This is a genomic window from Aquicoccus porphyridii (genome assembly GCF_008369105.1).
GTDB classification, from domain to species: domain Bacteria; phylum Pseudomonadota; class Alphaproteobacteria; order Rhodobacterales; family Rhodobacteraceae; genus Aquicoccus; species Aquicoccus porphyridii.
On the sequence record NZ_VINQ01000001.1, the window covers coordinates 110,464 to 127,790 of the forward strand.

Annotated in this window: 11 protein-coding genes; 7 read left to right on the top strand and 4 right to left on the bottom strand. The window is 64.4% G+C overall.

The features are described from left to right. Positions 1 to 106: 106 nt before the first annotated feature. Positions 107 to 2,134, bottom strand: a complete 2,028-nt coding sequence (locus tag FLO80_RS00580) for an ASKHA domain-containing protein (RefSeq protein WP_111362261.1) — start codon at positions 2,132 to 2,134, stop codon at positions 107 to 109. Between the two features lie 165 nt (positions 2,135 to 2,299). Next, positions 2,300 to 3,259 carry an agmatinase gene (locus FLO80_RS00585; RefSeq protein WP_111362260.1) on the bottom strand — a complete coding sequence of 320 codons (960 nt, stop codon included), beginning with the start codon at positions 3,257 to 3,259 and terminating at the stop codon, positions 2,300 to 2,302. Between the two features lie 133 nt (positions 3,260 to 3,392). Here FLO80_RS00585 and guaB point away from each other — a divergent pair, with 133 nt between their 5' ends. From guaB to FLO80_RS00600, 3 genes are all read left to right on the top strand, one after another. Further along, the gene (gene guaB / locus FLO80_RS00590; RefSeq protein ID WP_111362259.1) at positions 3,393 to 4,841 is read left to right on the top strand and encodes an IMP dehydrogenase; all 1,449 of its coding nucleotides are present in this window, start codon (positions 3,393 to 3,395) and stop codon (positions 4,839 to 4,841) included. Continuing rightward, positions 4,841 to 6,013, top strand: a complete 1,173-nt coding sequence (locus FLO80_RS00595) for an RsmB/NOP family class I SAM-dependent RNA methyltransferase (protein ID WP_111362258.1) — start codon at positions 4,841 to 4,843, stop codon at positions 6,011 to 6,013. The genes guaB and FLO80_RS00595 overlap by 1 nt, the downstream gene beginning before the upstream one ends. Before the next feature lie 115 nt (positions 6,014 to 6,128). After that, complete coding sequence (locus FLO80_RS00600; protein ID WP_111362257.1) at positions 6,129 to 8,438, top strand: ATP-binding response regulator; 2,310 nt, start codon at positions 6,129 to 6,131, stop codon at positions 8,436 to 8,438. Positions 8,439 to 8,511: 73 nt separating this feature from the next. On the opposite strand, the gene FLO80_RS00605 is transcribed toward FLO80_RS00600, so the two are convergent. After that, positions 8,512 to 9,105 (bottom strand): gamma-glutamyl kinase, encoded by a 594-nt coding sequence (locus tag FLO80_RS00605; RefSeq protein ID WP_111362256.1) that lies wholly within the window; start codon positions 9,103 to 9,105, stop codon positions 8,512 to 8,514. Between the two features lie 191 nt (positions 9,106 to 9,296). Between FLO80_RS00605 and recA the strand changes: the two genes are divergently transcribed. The 3 genes from recA to FLO80_RS00620 all read left to right on the top strand — a co-directional run bounded on the left by recA (position 9,297) and on the right by FLO80_RS00620 (position 13,503). Further along, positions 9,297 to 10,373 carry a recombinase RecA gene (recA, locus tag FLO80_RS00610; protein WP_111362255.1) on the top strand — a complete coding sequence of 359 codons (1,077 nt, stop codon included), beginning with the start codon at positions 9,297 to 9,299 and terminating at the stop codon, positions 10,371 to 10,373. Between the two features lie 165 nt (positions 10,374 to 10,538). Continuing rightward, positions 10,539 to 13,214: an alanine--tRNA ligase gene (gene alaS / locus FLO80_RS00615; RefSeq protein ID WP_111362254.1), complete on the top strand. Its 2,676-nt coding sequence runs from the start codon at positions 10,539 to 10,541 to the stop codon at positions 13,212 to 13,214. Between the two features lies 1 nt (position 13,215). Continuing rightward, positions 13,216 to 13,503, top strand: coding sequence for a DUF1330 domain-containing protein (locus tag FLO80_RS00620; RefSeq protein WP_111362253.1), 288 nt, complete (start codon positions 13,216 to 13,218; stop codon positions 13,501 to 13,503). A gap of 51 nt (positions 13,504 to 13,554) precedes the next feature. Here FLO80_RS00620 and typA read toward each other — a convergent pair whose 3' ends face one another. Beyond that, a complete protein-coding gene (gene typA, locus FLO80_RS00625) occupies positions 13,555 to 15,372 on the bottom strand; it encodes a translational GTPase TypA (RefSeq protein ID WP_111362252.1) in 1,818 nt (605 codons plus the stop codon). Positions 15,373 to 15,518: 146 nt separating this feature from the next. Here typA and argS point away from each other — a divergent pair, with 146 nt between their 5' ends. Further along, complete coding sequence (gene argS / locus FLO80_RS00630) at positions 15,519 to 17,264, top strand: arginine--tRNA ligase (RefSeq protein ID WP_111362251.1); 1,746 nt, start codon at positions 15,519 to 15,521, stop codon at positions 17,262 to 17,264. The last annotated feature ends 63 nt before the right edge of the window (positions 17,265 to 17,327 follow it).

Sequence of the window (17,327 nt, forward strand, 5' to 3'; positions counted from 1 at the left end):
TCTGCCTTTCGGATGGGGGCCGGGTTCACGGAGTTGATCGTTGCGCGGCCATGATGCGTTCTGAGGCGTGCGGAGGCAATGCGCGAATGCCCGGGGCGCGGGCGGATCAGCCGCGCCGCCGTCGCCTGCGCCCACCGCTGTCGTCGCCCCCGGTGTTGAAGCTGACATCGGGCAGGGGAACCACCGAGTTCAGGATGGGGAAAGGCTCGGACGAATTGGGCAGGGCCGAGGCGTTCACGAAATGCTCTTGAAAGCGGGGTTCGATGGCGGTTTCGATCTTTTCGATCCGGCGCACCGTGTCCTCGATCTCGGCGCGGGTGTCGCTGTTGAGAAGGGCGATGCGCGCGCCGGTGCCCGCGGCGTTGCCCGCCGATGTCACCTTGTCGAGTACGCAATCGGGGATCATGCCCAGCACCATCGCGTGCTTGGGCGAGATATGCGCGCCGAAGGCCCCGGCCAGAACGACCCGATCCACGGTGTCGACGCCGAGCTTGTCCATCAGGAGCCGGGCACCGGAATAGAGCGCGGCCTTGGCCATCTGGATGGCGCGGATATCGGGGTTGGTGACGGTGATCCGGGGGCTGTCTTCGGTGCCGTGCCAGAGGACATAGGAATGGGTGCGCCCGTCGGCGATGCATCTTTGGGTGCCGACCTGTTCGGCCGACCCGATCAGGCCGGAGGCATCGACGATGCCCGCCATGCGCATTTCGGCGATGGCCTCGATGATGCCGGAGCCGCAGATGCCGGTGATACCGGTGGCGGCGATGGCGGCGCCAAAGCCCGGATCGTCGGACCAGAGGTCGCAGCCGATCACGCGAAAGCGGGGGTCCTTGGTGATGGGGTCGATCTCGACCCGTTCGATCGCGCCGGGGGCGGCGCGTTGTCCGGCGCTGATCTGGGCGCCCTCGAAGGCGGGGCCGGTGGGCGACGAGCAGGCGAGCAGTCGGTGCTTGTTGCCAAGCTGGATCTCGGCATTGGTGCCGACATCGACGACCAGCACCAGATCCTCGGACTTGTCGGGCGCCTCGGAGAGGGTGACGGCGGCGGCGTCGGCGCCGACATGGCCCGCGATGCAGGGCAGGATATAGGTGCGGGCCGCCGGGTGCAGGGTGAGATCCAGATCCGAGGCGCGCAGGTGGAGCGCGTTCGACGTGGCGAGCGCGAACGGCGCCTGGCCGAGTTCGTAGGCGTCGATGCCCAGGAAAAGGTGGTGCATGACCGGGTTCATCACGAAGACCGAATCCATGATCAGGGTGCGGTCGATCCCGGCCTCGGTGGTGATCTGCTCGAAGAGCGTGTTCATGCCCTCGCGCACCGCGCGGGTCATCTCATCGGCGCCGCCGGGGTTCATCATCGAGTAGGAGACCCGGCTCATCAGGTCTTCGCCGAAGCGGATCTGCGGGTTCATCAGCCCGGAGGAGGCCACCACCTCGCCCGAGCGCAGGTCGCACAGGTGGGCGGCGATGGTGGTCGAGCCGAGATCGACGGCAAGACCATAGAGCGTGCCTTCGTAGAAGCCGGGCCAGAGATGCATGATGCGCGGCGCGCCCATGCCCTGGTGCAGGGCGACGGTGACCCGCCAGCCGCCCTTGCGCAGGATGGGTTGAAGTTGCGGCAGGATGTGAAGATCGGCCTCGATATTCCTGATGCCCCACTGGTTTTCAAGCGCCGCGATCAGGCGTTCGAGATCGCCCGAGGGCTCGTGCATGTCGGGTTCCTCGACCTCGACATAATAAAGCCGCACGGCGGGGTTCATCACGATGTCGCGGGCCTCGGCGCGTTTGCGCACGACCTGTTTGTGGACCTGCGATTCGGGCGGCACGTCGATCACCACGTCGTGCTGGATCGTCGCCTGACAGCCGAGGCGGCGGCCCTTGGCGAGGCCGCGTTTCTGGTCATAGCGTTCCTCGACCGCGTTCCAGTCCGACAGCGCGTCGGGCGCGACGGTGACCCCGTGCTTGGAGAATTCGCCGTAGGAGGGCGTGACCTGGCATTTCGAGCAGATGCCGCGCCCGCCGCAGACCGAGTCGAGATCGACACCCAGTTGCCGCGCGGCGGTCAGCACCGGGGTGCCCGCCGGAAAGCGGCCGCGTTTGCCCGACGGGGTGAAGATGACGAGGGGGTCGTTGCTCATGGGGCTGCCTCTTGTGGTGTTGGCCAGACAATAGGGGCTTTGCCGTCGGGGAAAAGATGCAGAGCGGCATTATCTTTTCCGGGAGCGGCATTTTCCGACCAATGGGCGCGGGGCGCGCGGGTGGATGCCTCCGGCGGGAGTATTTGGGGCAAGATGAAGGGCGGGTCAGCGAAATCCGCGGGCGTGGAAGATGAAGCCGAGAAAGTTGAGCAGAACCTGTGCGGCGAGGATCGCGGTGGAGCCCGAAGGGTCGTGATCGGGGGAGACCTCGACGAGGTCGATGCCGACGATCTCGTGCCGTCTGGCGACCTGTTGCAGGAGTTCCAGCACGTCGTAATAGAGGAACCCGCCATGGCTGGGCGTGCCGGTGCCGGGGGCGATCGAGGGGCAGAAGGCGTCGATATCTAGGGTGACATAGACGCGTGCGCCTGCGGGGAGGCGTTCGGCCAGCGCCGTGGGACCGAGCGCGCGGGCCTGGCGCACCGAGAGGATGTCGGCGCCCATGGCGCGGGCATCGTCATAGCCCTCTTTCGCGGTGGAACTCACGTTGCGGATGCCGACCTGGGTGAGGCCGGTGACATAGGGCTTTTCGGCGGCGCGGCGCATCGGGTTGCCGTGGCCGAACCGCACGCCGTGGCGTTCGTCGACGAAATCGAGATGGGCGTCGATCTGGAGGATATGAATGTCGCCCTGATCGTCGAAGGCGTTGATGCAGGGGATGTTGACCGAGTGATCGCCGCCGATCACCACCGGCAGGGCACCGGCGGCAAGCGCGGCGCGCACGCCGACCTCGATATTGGCGTGGGATGTCACCGTGTCGGTATGGACGATGTCGGCATCGCCCATGTCGATCATGCGCACCGAGCCGGGCAGGTAGGTGCAATCGTCCTCGTGATCATAGGCCCCGGCATGGCCGAAGGCGAAGAGCGTGCTGGCCTCGCGCACCGCGCGCGGGCCGAAGCGGGCGCCCGCGCGCCACTGGGTGCCGAAGTCGAAGGGCGCGCCGAGGATGGCGATATCGGCTTCGATCTCCGTCCAGTCCTCGATGTAGCGGCGCTTGGCGAAGGTGGCGATGCCGACGAAGGGCAGGTTGAGGCGGCCGGACTCGTAACCGTGGGTGCTCATGCAGATCTCTCCTCGTGTCATCGCGAGGGTGGCGCGGTTCGGGGCAGGGGGCAAGGCTGGAATTGGGGTTTTCCCCGCCCCGCATCCATGCGATAGGGAAGCGCCAAACGATCCCGAGCCATGGAGAGCCCTGATGGAGATTCGTGAGGCCCTGACCTTCGATGATGTGTTGCTTGTTCCGGGGGCGTCGAGCGTGTTGCCCAGCACCGCCGACACGCGCACCCATGTGACGAAATCCATCGCGCTCAACATCCCGCTTCTGAGTTCGGCCATGGATACCGTGACCGAAGCCCGCATGGCGATTGCCATGGCACAGGCCGGCGGCATGGGGGTGATCCACAAGAATCTCGATATCGAGGAGCAGTCGCGCGAGGTGCGCCGGGTCAAGCGGTTCGAAAGCGGGATCGTCTATAACCCGGTCACGCTGCGCGCCGATCAAACCATCGCGGATGCGCGGGCGCTGGTGGAGCGATACAATTTCACCGGCTTCCCGGTGGTGGACGAGCGGGGCCATATCGTGGGCATCGTGACCAACCGCGACATGCGTTTCGCCACGTCCGACGACACGCCGATAAAGCTGGTCATGACGACCGACGATCTGGCGATGCTGGCGGAACCGGCCGATCTCGACGAGGCGAAATCGCTGATGCGGGCGCGGCGGATCGAGAAATTGCTGGTGCATGACGGCAAGGGCAAGCTGACCGGCTTGCTGACGCTGAAGGACACGGAACAGGCGGTGCTCAATCCCACGGCGTGCAAGGATCGCCTCGGGCGGCTCAGGGTGGCGGCGGCGACCGGCGTGGGCGATGCCGGGTTCGAGCGGACCGAAGCGTTGATCGATGCGGGGTGCGATATCGTCGTGGTCGATACCGCACATGGCCATTCCGCGGGGGTGCTGGAAGCGGTGAAACGCGCCAAGAGCCTGTCGAACGAGGTGCAGATCATCGCCGGCAACGTCGCCACCGGTGAGGCCACGCGCGCGCTCATCGGCGCGGGCGCGGATGCGATCAAGGTGGGGATCGGGCCGGGCTCGATCTGTACCACGCGGGTCGTGGCCGGCGTGGGCGTGCCACAACTGACCGCGATCATGGATTGCGTCGAGGCCGCGGGCGATGTTCCGATCATCGCCGATGGCGGGATCAAGTTCTCGGGCGATTTCGCCAAGGCGATTGCCGCGGGGGCCTCTTGTGCGATGGTGGGCAGCATGATCGCCGGGACCGACGAAAGCCCGGGCGAAGTGATCCTTTACCAGGGGCGCAGCTTCAAGAGTTATCGCGGTATGGGCAGCCTTGGCGCGATGGCGCGGGGCAGCGCCGACCGCTATTTCCAGAAGGACGCGGCGACTGACAAGCTCGTGCCCGAAGGGGTCGAGGGGCAGGTGCCTTACAAGGGATCGGCCAGCGTGGTGATTCATCAGCTCGTGGGCGGGTTGCGCGCGGCGATGGGCTATACCGGCTGTGCCACGGTCGAGGACATGCGCCGCAACTGTCACTTTGTCAGGATCAGCGGTGCCGGGCTCAAGGAATCGCATGTCCATGATGTGCAGATCACCCGCGAAAGCTCGAACTACCGGATGGGCTGATGCGGCCTGATGCGCGGGTTCAGGCGGCGGCGGAATGTCTTGATCGCATTCTTGCCGGTGAGGCCGCGGAAAAGGCGCTGACGGCGTGGGCGCGCGGGGCGCGCTATGCCGGGTCGAAGGATCGCGCGGCGGTGCGCGATCATGTCTATGACGTGCTGCGGCAAAAGCGGCTTTGCGCCCATCTGGGCGGCGGCGAGACCGGGCGCGCGCTGATGCTGGGGCTGATCCGGGCGCGCGGCGAGGCGCCGGAGGCGTTCTTTACCGGTGAGCGACATGCGCCTGCGGTGCTGGGTGCGGCGGAGCGGGCCGAGCCTGCGCCACCGCCCGAGGCCGGGTTTGCGGAGCTTCCCGACTGGCTCTTGCCGGGTCTCGAGGCGCGCTATGGGGCGGCGCTGGCGCCCCAGCTTGCGGCGCTGCGCCACCGGGCGCCGGTGTTCCTGCGGGTCAATGGGCGCAAGGCGACGCGGGAGGCGGCGATTGCTCAGCTGGCCGAGGACGCGATCGTGGTGCGCCCCTCTGCGTCGTCCGAGATGGCGCTTTGGGTCGAGACGGGCGCCCGGGCGATTGCCCGGTCTCGCGCGTTTGAGGCCGGGATGGTCGAGTTGCAGGACCTGTCCAGCCAATCGGCGATGGAGAGCATTCCGCTTCGCAAGGGTATGAAAGTGCTTGATTATTGCGCGGGCGGTGGGGGCAAGACGCTGGCGCTGGCCGGTCGGGTCGAGGCGGAATTTTTCGCCCATGACATCAACCCCGCGCGGATGCGCGACCTGCCGCCGCGTGCGGCGCGGGCCGGGGTCGCGGTGCGCTGTGTCGATACGCCCGACCTTGCCCGTTGGGCGCCTTATGATTTGGTGCTTTGCGATGTGCCTTGCTCGGGCTCGGGGACATGGCGGCGCGACCCGGATGCGAAATGGCGGTTCACGCCAGAGCGGCTGGAGGCGCTGACCAAGGAGCAGGACCGGATTCTCGATGCCGCCGCGCCGATGGTCGCCCCGGCGGGCATGCTCGCCTATGCGACCTGCTCGCTCTTGCCGGATGAGAACGAGGCCCGGATCACGCGCTTTTGCGCGCGCCACCCCGGCTGGCATGTCGCCTTCTCGCATCAGTTCCTGTTGGGAGAGGCGGGCGACGGCTTCTTTGTTGCGCATCTTCGGCGGGATGTGGAAAGCTAAAGCGCAATCAAGGCGGGTTTCTGGACAAGCTTAACGCTCGCTTAAGGTTTGGGCGTGCAAGATTGCTGCCAGACAGAACCGGCTTGAGGGGGCGTTCTTGCCGCATATCGTTTCCATGCATGGCGAACTGTCGCGCACTGCCGAACGGGTGGTGTCGCGTCTGGGTTTGCTGGCCATGTTGGCCGCGCTGTGCCTGGCGGGCGCGCTCATGCTGGGCGGGGGTGATCTGTCGCTGGGGCTGGGCGCGGTGGGTGGCACCCTCCTGATCCTGATCGGGCTGATCTCTGTCGTGGTCTGGCGGCTTCGCCGCGAGAGTCGGCAATCGCAAAGGGCGGTGGCGGAATTCGTGCAGCATGATCCGGCACCCAGTTTCGTGACCGATGCCGAGGGGGCGATTGCGCATGTCAACGCCGCGGCCGGGAAACGCTTTGCCCCCGGGGCGCCAACCCTCGCCAGCGCGCTTGAAGAGGTTTTTGCAAACCCGTCGGCGGTGATCTTTCGTCTTATGAAGCGGGCGGAAACTGCGGGCGCCGCGCGCGAGGACGTGGTGACGCGGCGTGGCCATGTGCGCCTTGCCACGCATCGGATCGGTCGGGGCGGCTTCCTGTGGCGGGTCGAGGTAATGGCCGAAACGGGATCGGCGCGCCCCGGGGACAGCACGGCCCTTCCGACCCTGACCGTGGGGCGCAACAACGCGATCCTGTTCATGAACGCGGCGGCGCGGCGGCTGATCGGCGAGCGTGCGAAGTCGCTCGACCGGCTGTTCCCGAGCCTGCCCGTTCGCCCCGGCGAGGCGCAGCTGGTCAGCACGAAAGAGGGCAGCCGCCGCATGATCGTGGCAGAAACCCGGGGTGCCGGCGGTCGCGTGGAACTCTACCTCTTGCCCGCGCCCGAAAGCATCGTGCGGCCCGCGGGCAAAGAGCGCAGGGATGACGACAGCGCCCGGCATATGGAAGCCCTTCCCGTGCCGTTGATGAAACTCGATCCCGACGGGACCGTTCTTTTCATGAACGAGCAGGCGCGCGATCTGCTTGGCAGTGCCGCGCGCGAGGGCCAGCATCTTTCCGCGCTGATGGAGGGGTTGGGCCGGTCGATCACCAACTGGCTCGCCGAGGTCGCCGAAGGGCGCGAAGTGACGAACAATGAATTCCTGCGCGTGTCGCGGCGTGACCGCGAGGTTTTCGTGCAGGTGCTGCTCAAACGTGTGCACACGCCCGGGGAAACCGGTCTTATCGCGGTTCTGAACGATGCGACCGAACTCAAGACGCTCGAAGCGAAGTTCGTCCAAAGCCAGAAGATGCAGGCGATCGGCCAGCTTGCCGGGGGTGTCGCGCATGATTTCAACAATCTTCTGACGGCGATTTCGGGGCATTGCGATCTGTTGCTGCTGCGCCATGACCAGAGCGATCCGGATTACAACGATCTGGTCCAGATCAACCAGAATGCCAATCGCGCGGCGGCATTGGTGGGGCAACTTCTTGCCTTCTCGCGCAAGCAAACGCTGCAACCGAGGCTGCTCGATCTTCGTGAGATCCTGTCGGACCTGACCCATCTGCTCAACCGTCTCGTGGGCGAGAAGGTGACGCTCACCCTCGACCATGATCCGGTGGTGCACAAGCTCAGGGCCGACAAGCGACAGTTGGAACAGGTGCTGATGAATATCGTGGTCAATGCCCGCGATGCCATGCCCGATGGCGGGGACATCAGGATCGAGACGCAAAGCCTCGACCTTTGCACGCCGCTGAAGCGCAACCGGGCGGTGGTGCCTGCCGGGAAATATGTCTGCATCCGCGTGCATGACGAAGGTCCCGGTATCCCCGAGGACATCCTGCAAAAGATATTCGAGCCGTTCTACACGACGAAACGCACCGGCGAGGGCACCGGCCTCGGGCTTTCCACGGCTTATGGCATCGTCAAGCAGTCGGGGGGGTTCATATTCGCCGACAGCAACCCGGGGAAAGGCGCGGTTTTCAGCCTGATTTTTCCGATCTACGATGAGGATGAGCGGCCCGAAACCCGCAATGCCCCGGACGAGATCCTGCCGGTGGCGGCCCCCGTGGGCGACGGTGTGATCCTGCTGGTCGAGGATGAGGCGCCGGTGCGGTCCTTCGCGTCGCGCGCGCTGCGCCTGCGCGGTTACACGGTCCTCGAAGCGGACTCGGCCGAAGATGCGCTCAGGACATTGGACGAGACCGATCTCGACATCGATGTTTTCGTCACCGATGTCGTGATGCCCGGCATGGACGGCCCGAGCTGGGTACGCAAGGCGCTGGAAACGCGCCCGGGTGTCCGGGTGGTGTTCGTGTCGGGATATGCCGAGGATGCCTTCGCCGAGGGGCAGCCAAAGATCCCGAACTCGGTCTTCCTGCCGAAACCGTTCTCACTCACCGAATTGACGGAAGTCGTGCAGCGACAAATGCAATGATGCGCTGATCGGGCGCTTGGTCACGTGGGTCCGTGCAGGGTGCCGGCATATGCGGAGCGGATACGGCGCGGGATCATGCAAGGCTGCTCCACAGGGCGAAATCCTCGGCGCAGGTGTCGGCCAGCCGGGTTTTCAATGAATCGGGCAATGAAAGCGCGGCATCGGGCGAGACATTGACGCGGGGCAGCGCGATCTCGAGATTGAGGCGATCTTCGAGATAGGCCACGCATTCATCAAGGGCCTCGTAACGGAAGATCCGGTCAACCGATGTGCCGTTGGGGCGCGGTTCGAGGAATTTGGCCTGCGATCCGACATTGGCGAAGGCCGGGCAGGGGTCTTGAAGGTAGCCTTCGATGAAATCGGCGAAACTCATCTCGGCGGTGGAGACCGGCGTGCCGCCCAGAAACGGCCGCTGTCGGTAGCGATACCAACTGCCAAGCCAACTGAGCGGCTCGCGCATCACGGCGATGATCTCCATATCCGGGCCGATGAATTTCTCGACCATGGGACGAAAGAACCGGTTATAGCGATAGACCGGCGCATGTTTGAGTTCGGGGGGATCGAGCACGGCAATCGACGCGTGCCCGGCCAGGGCCTGTTCGATCGCGGTGGTGCCGGTCTTGGGGACCGACAGGACCACCAGCCTGGCTTTGGAAAAGATCAGCATCTCGGGGGGCCCCGCTGTGGCGAATGCAGCTTTCTGTCGCGTGTAAACTACCTTTTAACCTTTTGCCGAAAAAGTGGGTTTGTGAAAATTCTTGTTGAAATGTTCTCTTTTTGGTCCCACAAAGAACAAGAGGCGAACATTGCAGCAGCGATTGCCGCTTCGGGGCGGCTGTGAAATAAGGACCCAAATCAATGGCAACGGCAGAACTTTTCCAGATGGACAACAAACGCGACGCGAACAAGCAAAAGGCGCTCGACAGCGCGCTGGCGCAGATCGAACGGCAATTCGGGAAAGGCTCGATCATGAAACTGGGCGCCGACAGCCCGGTGCAGCAGATCGAGGCGACCTCGACCGGCTCGATCGGACTCGATATCGCGCTGGGCATTGGCGGTTTGCCCAAGGGCCGCATCATCGAGATTTACGGCCCCGAAAGCTCGGGCAAGACGACGCTGACGCTGCATTGCGTGGCCGAGGAACAAAAGAAGGGCGGGGTCTGTGCCTTTGTCGATGCCGAACATGCGCTCGATCCGCAATATGCGAAAAAGCTGGGCATTGACCTCGACGAGCTTCTGATTTCACAGCCGGACACGGGCGAACAGGCGCTGGAGATCACCGACACGCTGGTGCGGTCGGGCGCGGTGAGCATGGTGGTGGTCGATTCGGTTGCCGCCCTGACCCCGAAAAGCGAGCTCGAGGGCGATATGGGCGATTCGAGCGTGGGCGTTCAGGCCCGGTTGATGAGCCAGGCCATGCGCAAGCTGACCGGCTCGATTTCGCGTTCGAATTGCATGGTGATCTTCATCAACCAGATCCGGATGAAGATCGGCGTGATGTTCGGCAGCCCGGAAACGACATCGGGCGGCAATGCTCTCAAGTTCTATTCGTCTGTGCGGCTCGACATCCGGCGCATCGGCTCGATCAAGGATCGTGACGAGGTGATCGGCAACCAGACCCGGGTGAAAGTGGTCAAGAACAAGGTGGCCCCGCCGTTCAAGCAGGTGGAGTTCGACATCCTGTTCGGCGAGGGGATTTCGAAAACCGGTGAGCTTCTGGATCTTGGGGTCGCGGCCGGGATCGTGCAGAAATCCGGTTCGTGGTATTCCTATGGCGATGAGCGCATTGGCCAGGGGCGTGAAAACGCGCGCCAGTATCTCAAGGACAATCCCAAGGCCGCCGTTGATATCGAGGACAAGATTCGTGCCGCTCACGGGCTTGATTTCGACCTGCCCGAAGCTGCCGCGGGCGACGACGCCGTTCTCGACAGTTAAGCGCCTCTTTTCCCAAGGTTGCAGGGCCGTCCGTCAATCGGGCGGCCCGTGTCGTTGTAAGGGGTGTCGGGGCGCGCGGCCGGGCCGGTGAAGGGCGGTGGACAGGCCAAACTCTTGGGGATAAACCGCACAGGATCACTGTCCCAGTCCCAGAGGCGATGCCCGATGCCCAACCTGAACGACATCCGTTCGACCTTTTTGAACTTTTTTGCCAGGAACGGGCACGAGATCGTCCCGTCGAGCCCGCTTGTTCCGCGTAACGATCCGACCCTGATGTTCGTGAATTCGGGCATGGTGCAGTTCAAGAACCTGTTTACCGGGGTTGAGACCAGGGACTACAAGCGCGCCACCACGGCACAGAAATGTGTGCGTGCGGGCGGCAAGCACAATGATCTCGACAACGTGGGCTATACCGCGCGGCATCACACGTTTTTCGAGATGATGGGCAATTTCAGCTTTGGCGATTATTTCAAGGCCGAGGCCATTCCCTTTGCCTGGGAACTGGTGACGAAAGAGCTCGATATCCCGGCCGAGCGGCTCCTGGTTACGGTTTATCACACCGATGACGAGGCTGCGGATCTGTGGAAGAAGGTCGCGGGCCTGCCCGATGAGCGGATCATCCGTATTCCGACCAACGACAATTTCTGGATGATGGGGCCGACCGGCCCCTGTGGCCCCTGCACCGAGATTTTCTTTGACCACGGAGATCAATACTGGGGCGGCCCGCCGGGAAGCCCGGAAGAGGATGGCGACCGGTTCGTCGAGATCTGGAATCTCGTTTTCATGCAGAACGAGCAGTTCGAGGACGGCTCGATGAAGGCGCTCGACATGCAGTCGATCGACACCGGCATGGGGATCGAGCGGGTTGCGGCGCTGTTGCAGGGCACGAATGACAATTACGCGACCGATCTGATCCGTGCGCTGATCGAGGCGAGCGCGCATGCCACGTCGAGCGACCCGGACGGGCCGGGCAAGACCCATCACCGGGTCATTGCCGATCATCTGCGCTCGACCTCGTTCCTGATCGCCGATGGGGTGATGCCGTCGAATGACGGGCGCGGGTATGTCTTGCGCCGGATCATGCGCCGGGCGATGCGGCACGCGCATCTTCTGGGATCGAAAGACCCGGTGATGCACCGTCTGGTGCCGGCCCTCGTGCACCAGATGGGCGCGGCCTATCCCGAGCTTGGGCGGGCGCAGGCCATGATCGAGGAAACGCTGGAGCTTGAAGAAACGCGGTTCAAACAGACGCTGGACCGGGGTTTGCGGCTGCTTGATGATGAGCTTGAAACGCTGGATATGGACGCGCCCTTGCCCGGGGAATCCGCGTTCAAGCTTTATGATACCTATGGCTTTCCGCTCGATCTGACGCAGGATGCGCTGCGCGAGAAGGGGCGGGCGGTCGATACCGAAGGGTTCGAGGCGGCCATGGCCGAGCAAAAGGCCAAGGCGCGCGCGGCCTGGGCCGGGTCGGGCGAGGCGGCGGATGCGGCCGTGTGGTTCGATCTGGCCGACCGGCACGGGGCCACGGATTTCCTTGGGTATGACACCGAGATGGCCGAGGGCCAGATCCTGGCGCTGGTCCGGGATGGGGCCGAGGTCGAGCGACTGGATACCGGGCAGGAGGGCTGGGCCATTCTCAACCAGACCCCGTTTTACGGCGAAGCTGGCGGCCAGGTGGCCGATCACGGCTATGTCCGGCGGCTTGCCGATCTCGATGACATCAGTCACGTGACGGATGTGCAGAGACATGCCGACGGACGGCTTTTTACGCATAAGCTCCGGGTTGAGCGCGGGGCGCTTGGGCGGGGCGATACCGTCTCGCTCGAAGTGGATCACCGGCGGCGTAGCAAGGTGCGGGCGAACCATTCGGCAACGCACCTGCTTCACGAGGCGCTGCGCGTGCATCTGGGCGATCACGTGGCACAGCGCGGTTCGCTCAATGACGAGGATCGCCTGCGGTTCGATTTCAGCCATGCCAAACCGCTGACCGACGATGAGTTGCGCGCGGTCGGGGAAGAGGTGAACGCTTTCATCCGCCAGAACAGCCCCGTGACCACCCGGATCATGACGCCCGACGAGGCGCGCGAGATCGGGGCGCAGGCGCTTTTCGGCGAGAAATACGGAGACGAGGTGCGCGTGGTGTCGATGGGCCGCGCGCCGACCGGCAAGGGCACGGATGGCGAGACCTGGTCGATCGAGCTTTGCGGTGGCACGCATGTGACGCGCACCGGGGATATCGGGCTTTGCGTGATCGTGGGCGACGGGGCGTCGAGCGCGGGCGTGCGGCGGATCGAGGCCCTGACCGGGGCGGCGGCGTTCGAACATCTTGAGCGGCAGGCGGCCCTTGTCAGCGAAATCTCGGGCACGGTGAAGGCACAGCCTGCCGAGATCGCGACCCGGATCAGGACGTTGATGGATGAGCGCCGGGCGTTGCAGAACGAAGTTGCGCAACTGCGCCGCGAACTGGCCATGGCCGGGGGCGCGGGACAGGGCGGCGGCGCCGAACCGCGCGACGTGAATGGCGTGCGGTTCCTGGCGCAGGTTCTGAGCGGGGTGAGTGGCAAGGATCTTCCGGCGCTTATCGACGAGCACAAGACGCGGCTGGAAAGCGGCGCGGTTCTGCTCATCGCCGATACCGGGGGCAAGGCGGCCGTGGCGGCGGGGGTCACCGGCGACTTGACCGGGACGCTCTCGGCGGTCGATCTTGTGCGCGCGGCGGTGGCCGAATTGGGCGGCAAGGGCGGCGGCGGCCGCCCCGACATGGCGCAGGGCGGTGGCCCGGATGCGGGCCATGCCGATGCGGCGATCAAGGCGGCGGAAGCCGTGATAGGAGGTTGAGATGGGTGCGCTCTGGATTGCACATGTGACGGTGACGGATGCCGAGGCCTATGGCAAATATGCCGAGCTTGCCGGTCCCGCGATTGCCAAGCACGGCGGCGAGTTCATCGCCCGTGGCGGGCGTTTCGTGCAGCTTGAAGGCCGCGAGCGGCCGCGCAACGTGGTGGCGCGGTTCCCGAGTGTCGAGGCGGCGGTCGATTGCTATCACAGCCCCGAATACCAGGAGGCGCTGAGCCATGCGCGCGGCGCGTCGGAGCGCGAATTGATGGTGGTCGAGACCAGCGAGTGATGGACAAGGCGGGAATCCCCCGCCTTGCCGTGCTTTGCGGATCGACCGAAATCAGCCCTGTTTCGACATCCGCTTGCGTTCATGCGGATCGAGGTGGCGTTTGCGCAGCCGGATCGCCTTGGGCGTGACCTCGACCAGTTCATCGTCGTTGATATAGGCGATGGCCTCTTCGAGCGAGAGAATCGTGGGCGGTGTCAGGCGCACGGCCTCGTCCGTGCCGCTGGCGCGCACGTTGGTGAGCTTCTTGCCCTTGAGCGGGTTCACCTCGAGATCGTTTTCGCGGCTATGCTCGCCGATGATCATGCCCTGGTAGATCTTGTCCTGCGGGTTGACGAACATCCGCCCCCGGTCTTCGAGATTCCAGAGCGCATAGGCCACGGCCTCGCCGTTCTCCATCGAGATGAGAACACCCGCGCGGCGGCCCGGGATCGGTCCCTTGTGCGGAACCCAGCCGTGAAAGACGCGGTTCAACACGCCGGTGCCGCGCGTATCGGTCAGGAACTCGCCGTGATAGCCGATCAGCCCGCGCGAGGGCACATGCGCGATGATGCGGGTCTTGCCGGCGCCCGCGGGTTTCATTTCGACCAGCTCGCCCTTGCGCGGGCCGGTGATCTTTTCGATCACGGCGCCGGTATAGTCGTCATCGACGTCGATCGTGACCTCTTCGACCGGTTCGAGCCTCTGGCCCTCGTCGTCGCGCATGATCACCTTGGGGCGCGAGATCGACAGTTCGAACCCTTCGCGGCGCATGTTCTCGATCAGCACGCCCATCTGCAATTCGCCGCGCCCGGCCACGTCGAAGGCTTCGCCGCCCGGCGTGTCTGAAACCCGGATCGCGACATTCGATTCGGCCTCTTTCATCAGGCGTTCGCGAATGACGCGGCTTTGCACCTTCTTGCCGTCGCGCCCGGCAAGCGGGCTGTCGTTGATGCCGAAGGTGACCGAGATCGTCGGCGGGTCGATGGGTTGTGCATCAATCGGCGTGTCGACGGCCAGCGCGCAGATCGTATCGGCCACCGTGGCCTTTTGCATGCCCGAGATGCTGACGATGTCGCCGGCGACGGCCTCGTCGATGTCTCGCAGGGTGAGGCCGCGAAACGCCTGGATCTTGCTGATGCGGAACTGTTCGATCTTCTGGCCGATGCGCGATAGGGCCTGCACCGTCTGGCCCACTTTGAGGCGCCCGGATTCGACGCGCCCGGTGAGGATTCGCCCGACGAACGCATCGCTGCCCAGCGTGGTGGCGAGCATGCGGAAATCCTCGTCCGCGTGCTTTTGCTGTTTCGGCGCGGGGACGTGGTTGACGACCAGGTTGAAGAGCGCGTGCAGATCCTTGCGCGGGCCGTCAAGTTCGGCGTCGGCCCAGCCGCTGATGCCCGAGGCATAGAGATGCGGGAAGTCGAGCTGATCCTCGTTGGCCCCGAGATTGGCGAAAAGGTCGAACACCTCGTCCAGCGCGCGGTCGGGCTCGGCGGCGGGTTTGTCGACCTTGTTGAGAACGACGATGGGGCGCAGGCCGAGGGCGAGTGCCTTGGAGGTGACGAATTTGGTCTGTGGCATCGGGCCTTCGGCGGCGTCGACCAGAAGCACGACCCCGTCGACCATGCTGAGAATCCGTTCGACCTCACCGCCGAAATCGGCGTGGCCGGGGGTGTCGACGATATTGATGCGGGTGCCTTTCCACTCGACCGAGGTGGCCTTGGCCAGAATGGTGATCCCGCGTTCGCGTTCGATATCGTTGCTGTCCATCGCCCGTTCGGCCACGGCCTGATTCTCGCGGAACGAACCGGATTGTTTCAACAGCTCGTCCACGAGCGTGGTTTTCCCGTGGTCCACGTGGGCAATGATTGCGATATTTCGCAGGTCCATAAGTCAGCCTTCCTGAATGCGTCGGAGGCGCCTAACCCGGGGCGGCGCAAAAGGCCAGAGGCAAAGCGCAGGGCAAGGCGCATGGGCGGGTTGCAGCGTGGCCACTGTATGGTAAATGCAGACCTCTAACCAGCCAGGACCCACTCATGAACCTTTTTTCGGATATCCGCGACCTCGTCATCGATACGCTTGCCGCGATGCAGGGCGCGGGCGAATTGCCCGAGGACCTTGATTTCGCCAATGTCACGGTGGAGCCGCCGCGCGATCCGGCGCATGGCGACATGGCGACCAACGCGGCGATGGTCCTTGCGAAACCGGCGGCGATGAAACCGCGCGACATTGCCCAAGTGCTGGCGGCGCGTTTGGCCGATGACGCGCGGATCACCAGCGCCGAGGTGGCCGGGCCGGGGTTTCTGAACCTGCGGCTCGATGCGGGCGTGTGGCAGGCGATCTTGCGCGCGGTGCTGGCCGAGGGGGCGGATTTCGGCCGATCAGACCTTGGCGCGGGCAAGCGGGTCAACGTCGAATACGTGAGCGCCAACCCCACCGGTCCCCTGCATGTGGGCCATACGCGGGGCGCGGTCTTTGGTGATGCGCTGGCCTCGCTGCTGGATTTCGCGGGCTATGACGTGACCCGCGAATATTACATCAACGATGGCGGCGCGCAGGTTGACACCTTGGCACGGTCGGTTTTCGAGCGCTATCGCGAGGCGTGCGGGCTTGAGCCCGAGATCGCGGATGGGCTTTATCCGGGCGATTACCTCGTTCCCGTCGGTGCGGCGCTCAAGGCGAAATATGGCGAGAGCCTGCTCGACAAGGGCGAGGAGGACTGGCTCGAAGAGCTGCGCGACTTCGCCACCGATGCGATGATGGAGCTGATCCGCGCGGACCTCAAGGCACTGGGCGTCGAGATGGACGTGTTCTATAGCGAGAAATCGCTTTATGGCACCGGACGGATCGAGGCGGCGATCGAAAGCCTGCGCGACAAGGGGTTGATCTATCGCGGCACGCTCGAGCCGCCCAAGGGCAAGATGCCCGAGGATTGGGAACCGCGTGAACAAACGCTGTTCCGCTCGACGGAACATGGTGATGACCTCGATCGTCCGATCATGAAGTCGGACGGCGGCTGGACCTATTTCGCCCCCGATGTCGCCTATCATTTCGACAAGATTTCCAGAGGCTTCGACGCGCTTATCGATGTGTTCGGGGCGGATCATGGCGGCTATGTCAAGCGGATGAAGGCCGCCGTTTCGGCGCTCTCGGATGGCAAGGTGCCGCTCGATATCAAGCTCACGCAACTGGTCAAGTTGTGGAAGAACGGCGAGCCGTTCAAGATGTCCAAGCGGGCGGGCAATTTCGTGACCCTGCGCGACGTGGTCGACCAGGTGGGCGCGGATGTGACGCGGTTCCATATGCTCACCCGCAAGAACGATGCGCCGCTCGATTTCGATTTCGACAAGGTGACGGAGCAATCCAAGGACAACCCGGTTTTCTATGTGCAATATGCCCATGCGCGGGTCTGTTCAGTGCTGCGCAAGGCCGCCGAGGCGGGGATCGACGCGGCGGACGCGACGCTTGGCGATGCCGATCTGGCCAGGCTGGGGCATGAGGCCGAGATGACGGTGATCCGCAAACTGGCCGAGTGGCCGCGCCTCGTCGACACGGCGGGCCGCGCGAACGAACCGCATCGCGTGGCGTTTTACCTATATGAACTGGCCAGCGAGTTTCACAGCCTGTGGAACAGAGGCAATGATGAACCCGGATTGCGTTTTCTTCAGGAGGGTGATCCGGCCACAAGCCAGTCGAAAATGGCTCTTGCCCGGTCCGTGGCCGTTGTTATTTCCGCAGGTCTTGGTATTCTGGGGGTCACTCCGGCGGAAGAAATGCGCTGACAGGCAAAACGCGCCATCGCCGGTGAAGCAGTCAAGACAACCCTGGCGGCAATGTATCGTCCG

Bases quoted from the DNA above. Each gene is read 5' to 3' on its own strand.
- FLO80_RS00585 (WP_111362260.1), bottom strand. From the start codon at position 3,259: ATGAGCACCCACGGTTACGAGTCCGGCCGCCTCAACCTGCCCTTCGTC.
- recA (WP_111362255.1), top strand. From the start codon at position 9,297: ATGGCAACGGCAGAACTTTTCCAGATGGACAACAAACGCGACGCGAAC.
- argS (WP_111362251.1), top strand. From the start codon at position 15,519: ATGAACCTTTTTTCGGATATCCGCGACCTCGTCATCGATACGCTTGCC.
- FLO80_RS00620 (WP_111362253.1), top strand. From the start codon at position 13,216: ATGGGTGCGCTCTGGATTGCACATGTGACGGTGACGGATGCCGAGGCC.
- alaS (WP_111362254.1), top strand. From the start codon at position 10,539: ATGCCCAACCTGAACGACATCCGTTCGACCTTTTTGAACTTTTTTGCC.
- FLO80_RS00580 (WP_111362261.1), bottom strand. From the start codon at position 2,134: ATGAGCAACGACCCCCTCGTCATCTTCACCCCGTCGGGCAAACGCGGC.
- FLO80_RS00595 (WP_111362258.1), top strand. From the start codon at position 4,841: ATGCGGCCTGATGCGCGGGTTCAGGCGGCGGCGGAATGTCTTGATCGC.
- typA (WP_111362252.1), bottom strand. From the start codon at position 15,372: ATGGACCTGCGAAATATCGCAATCATTGCCCACGTGGACCACGGGAAA.
- FLO80_RS00600 (WP_111362257.1), top strand. From the start codon at position 6,129: ATGCATGGCGAACTGTCGCGCACTGCCGAACGGGTGGTGTCGCGTCTG.
- guaB (WP_111362259.1), top strand. From the start codon at position 3,393: ATGGAGATTCGTGAGGCCCTGACCTTCGATGATGTGTTGCTTGTTCCG.
- FLO80_RS00605 (WP_111362256.1), bottom strand. From the start codon at position 9,105: ATGCTGATCTTTTCCAAAGCCAGGCTGGTGGTCCTGTCGGTCCCCAAG.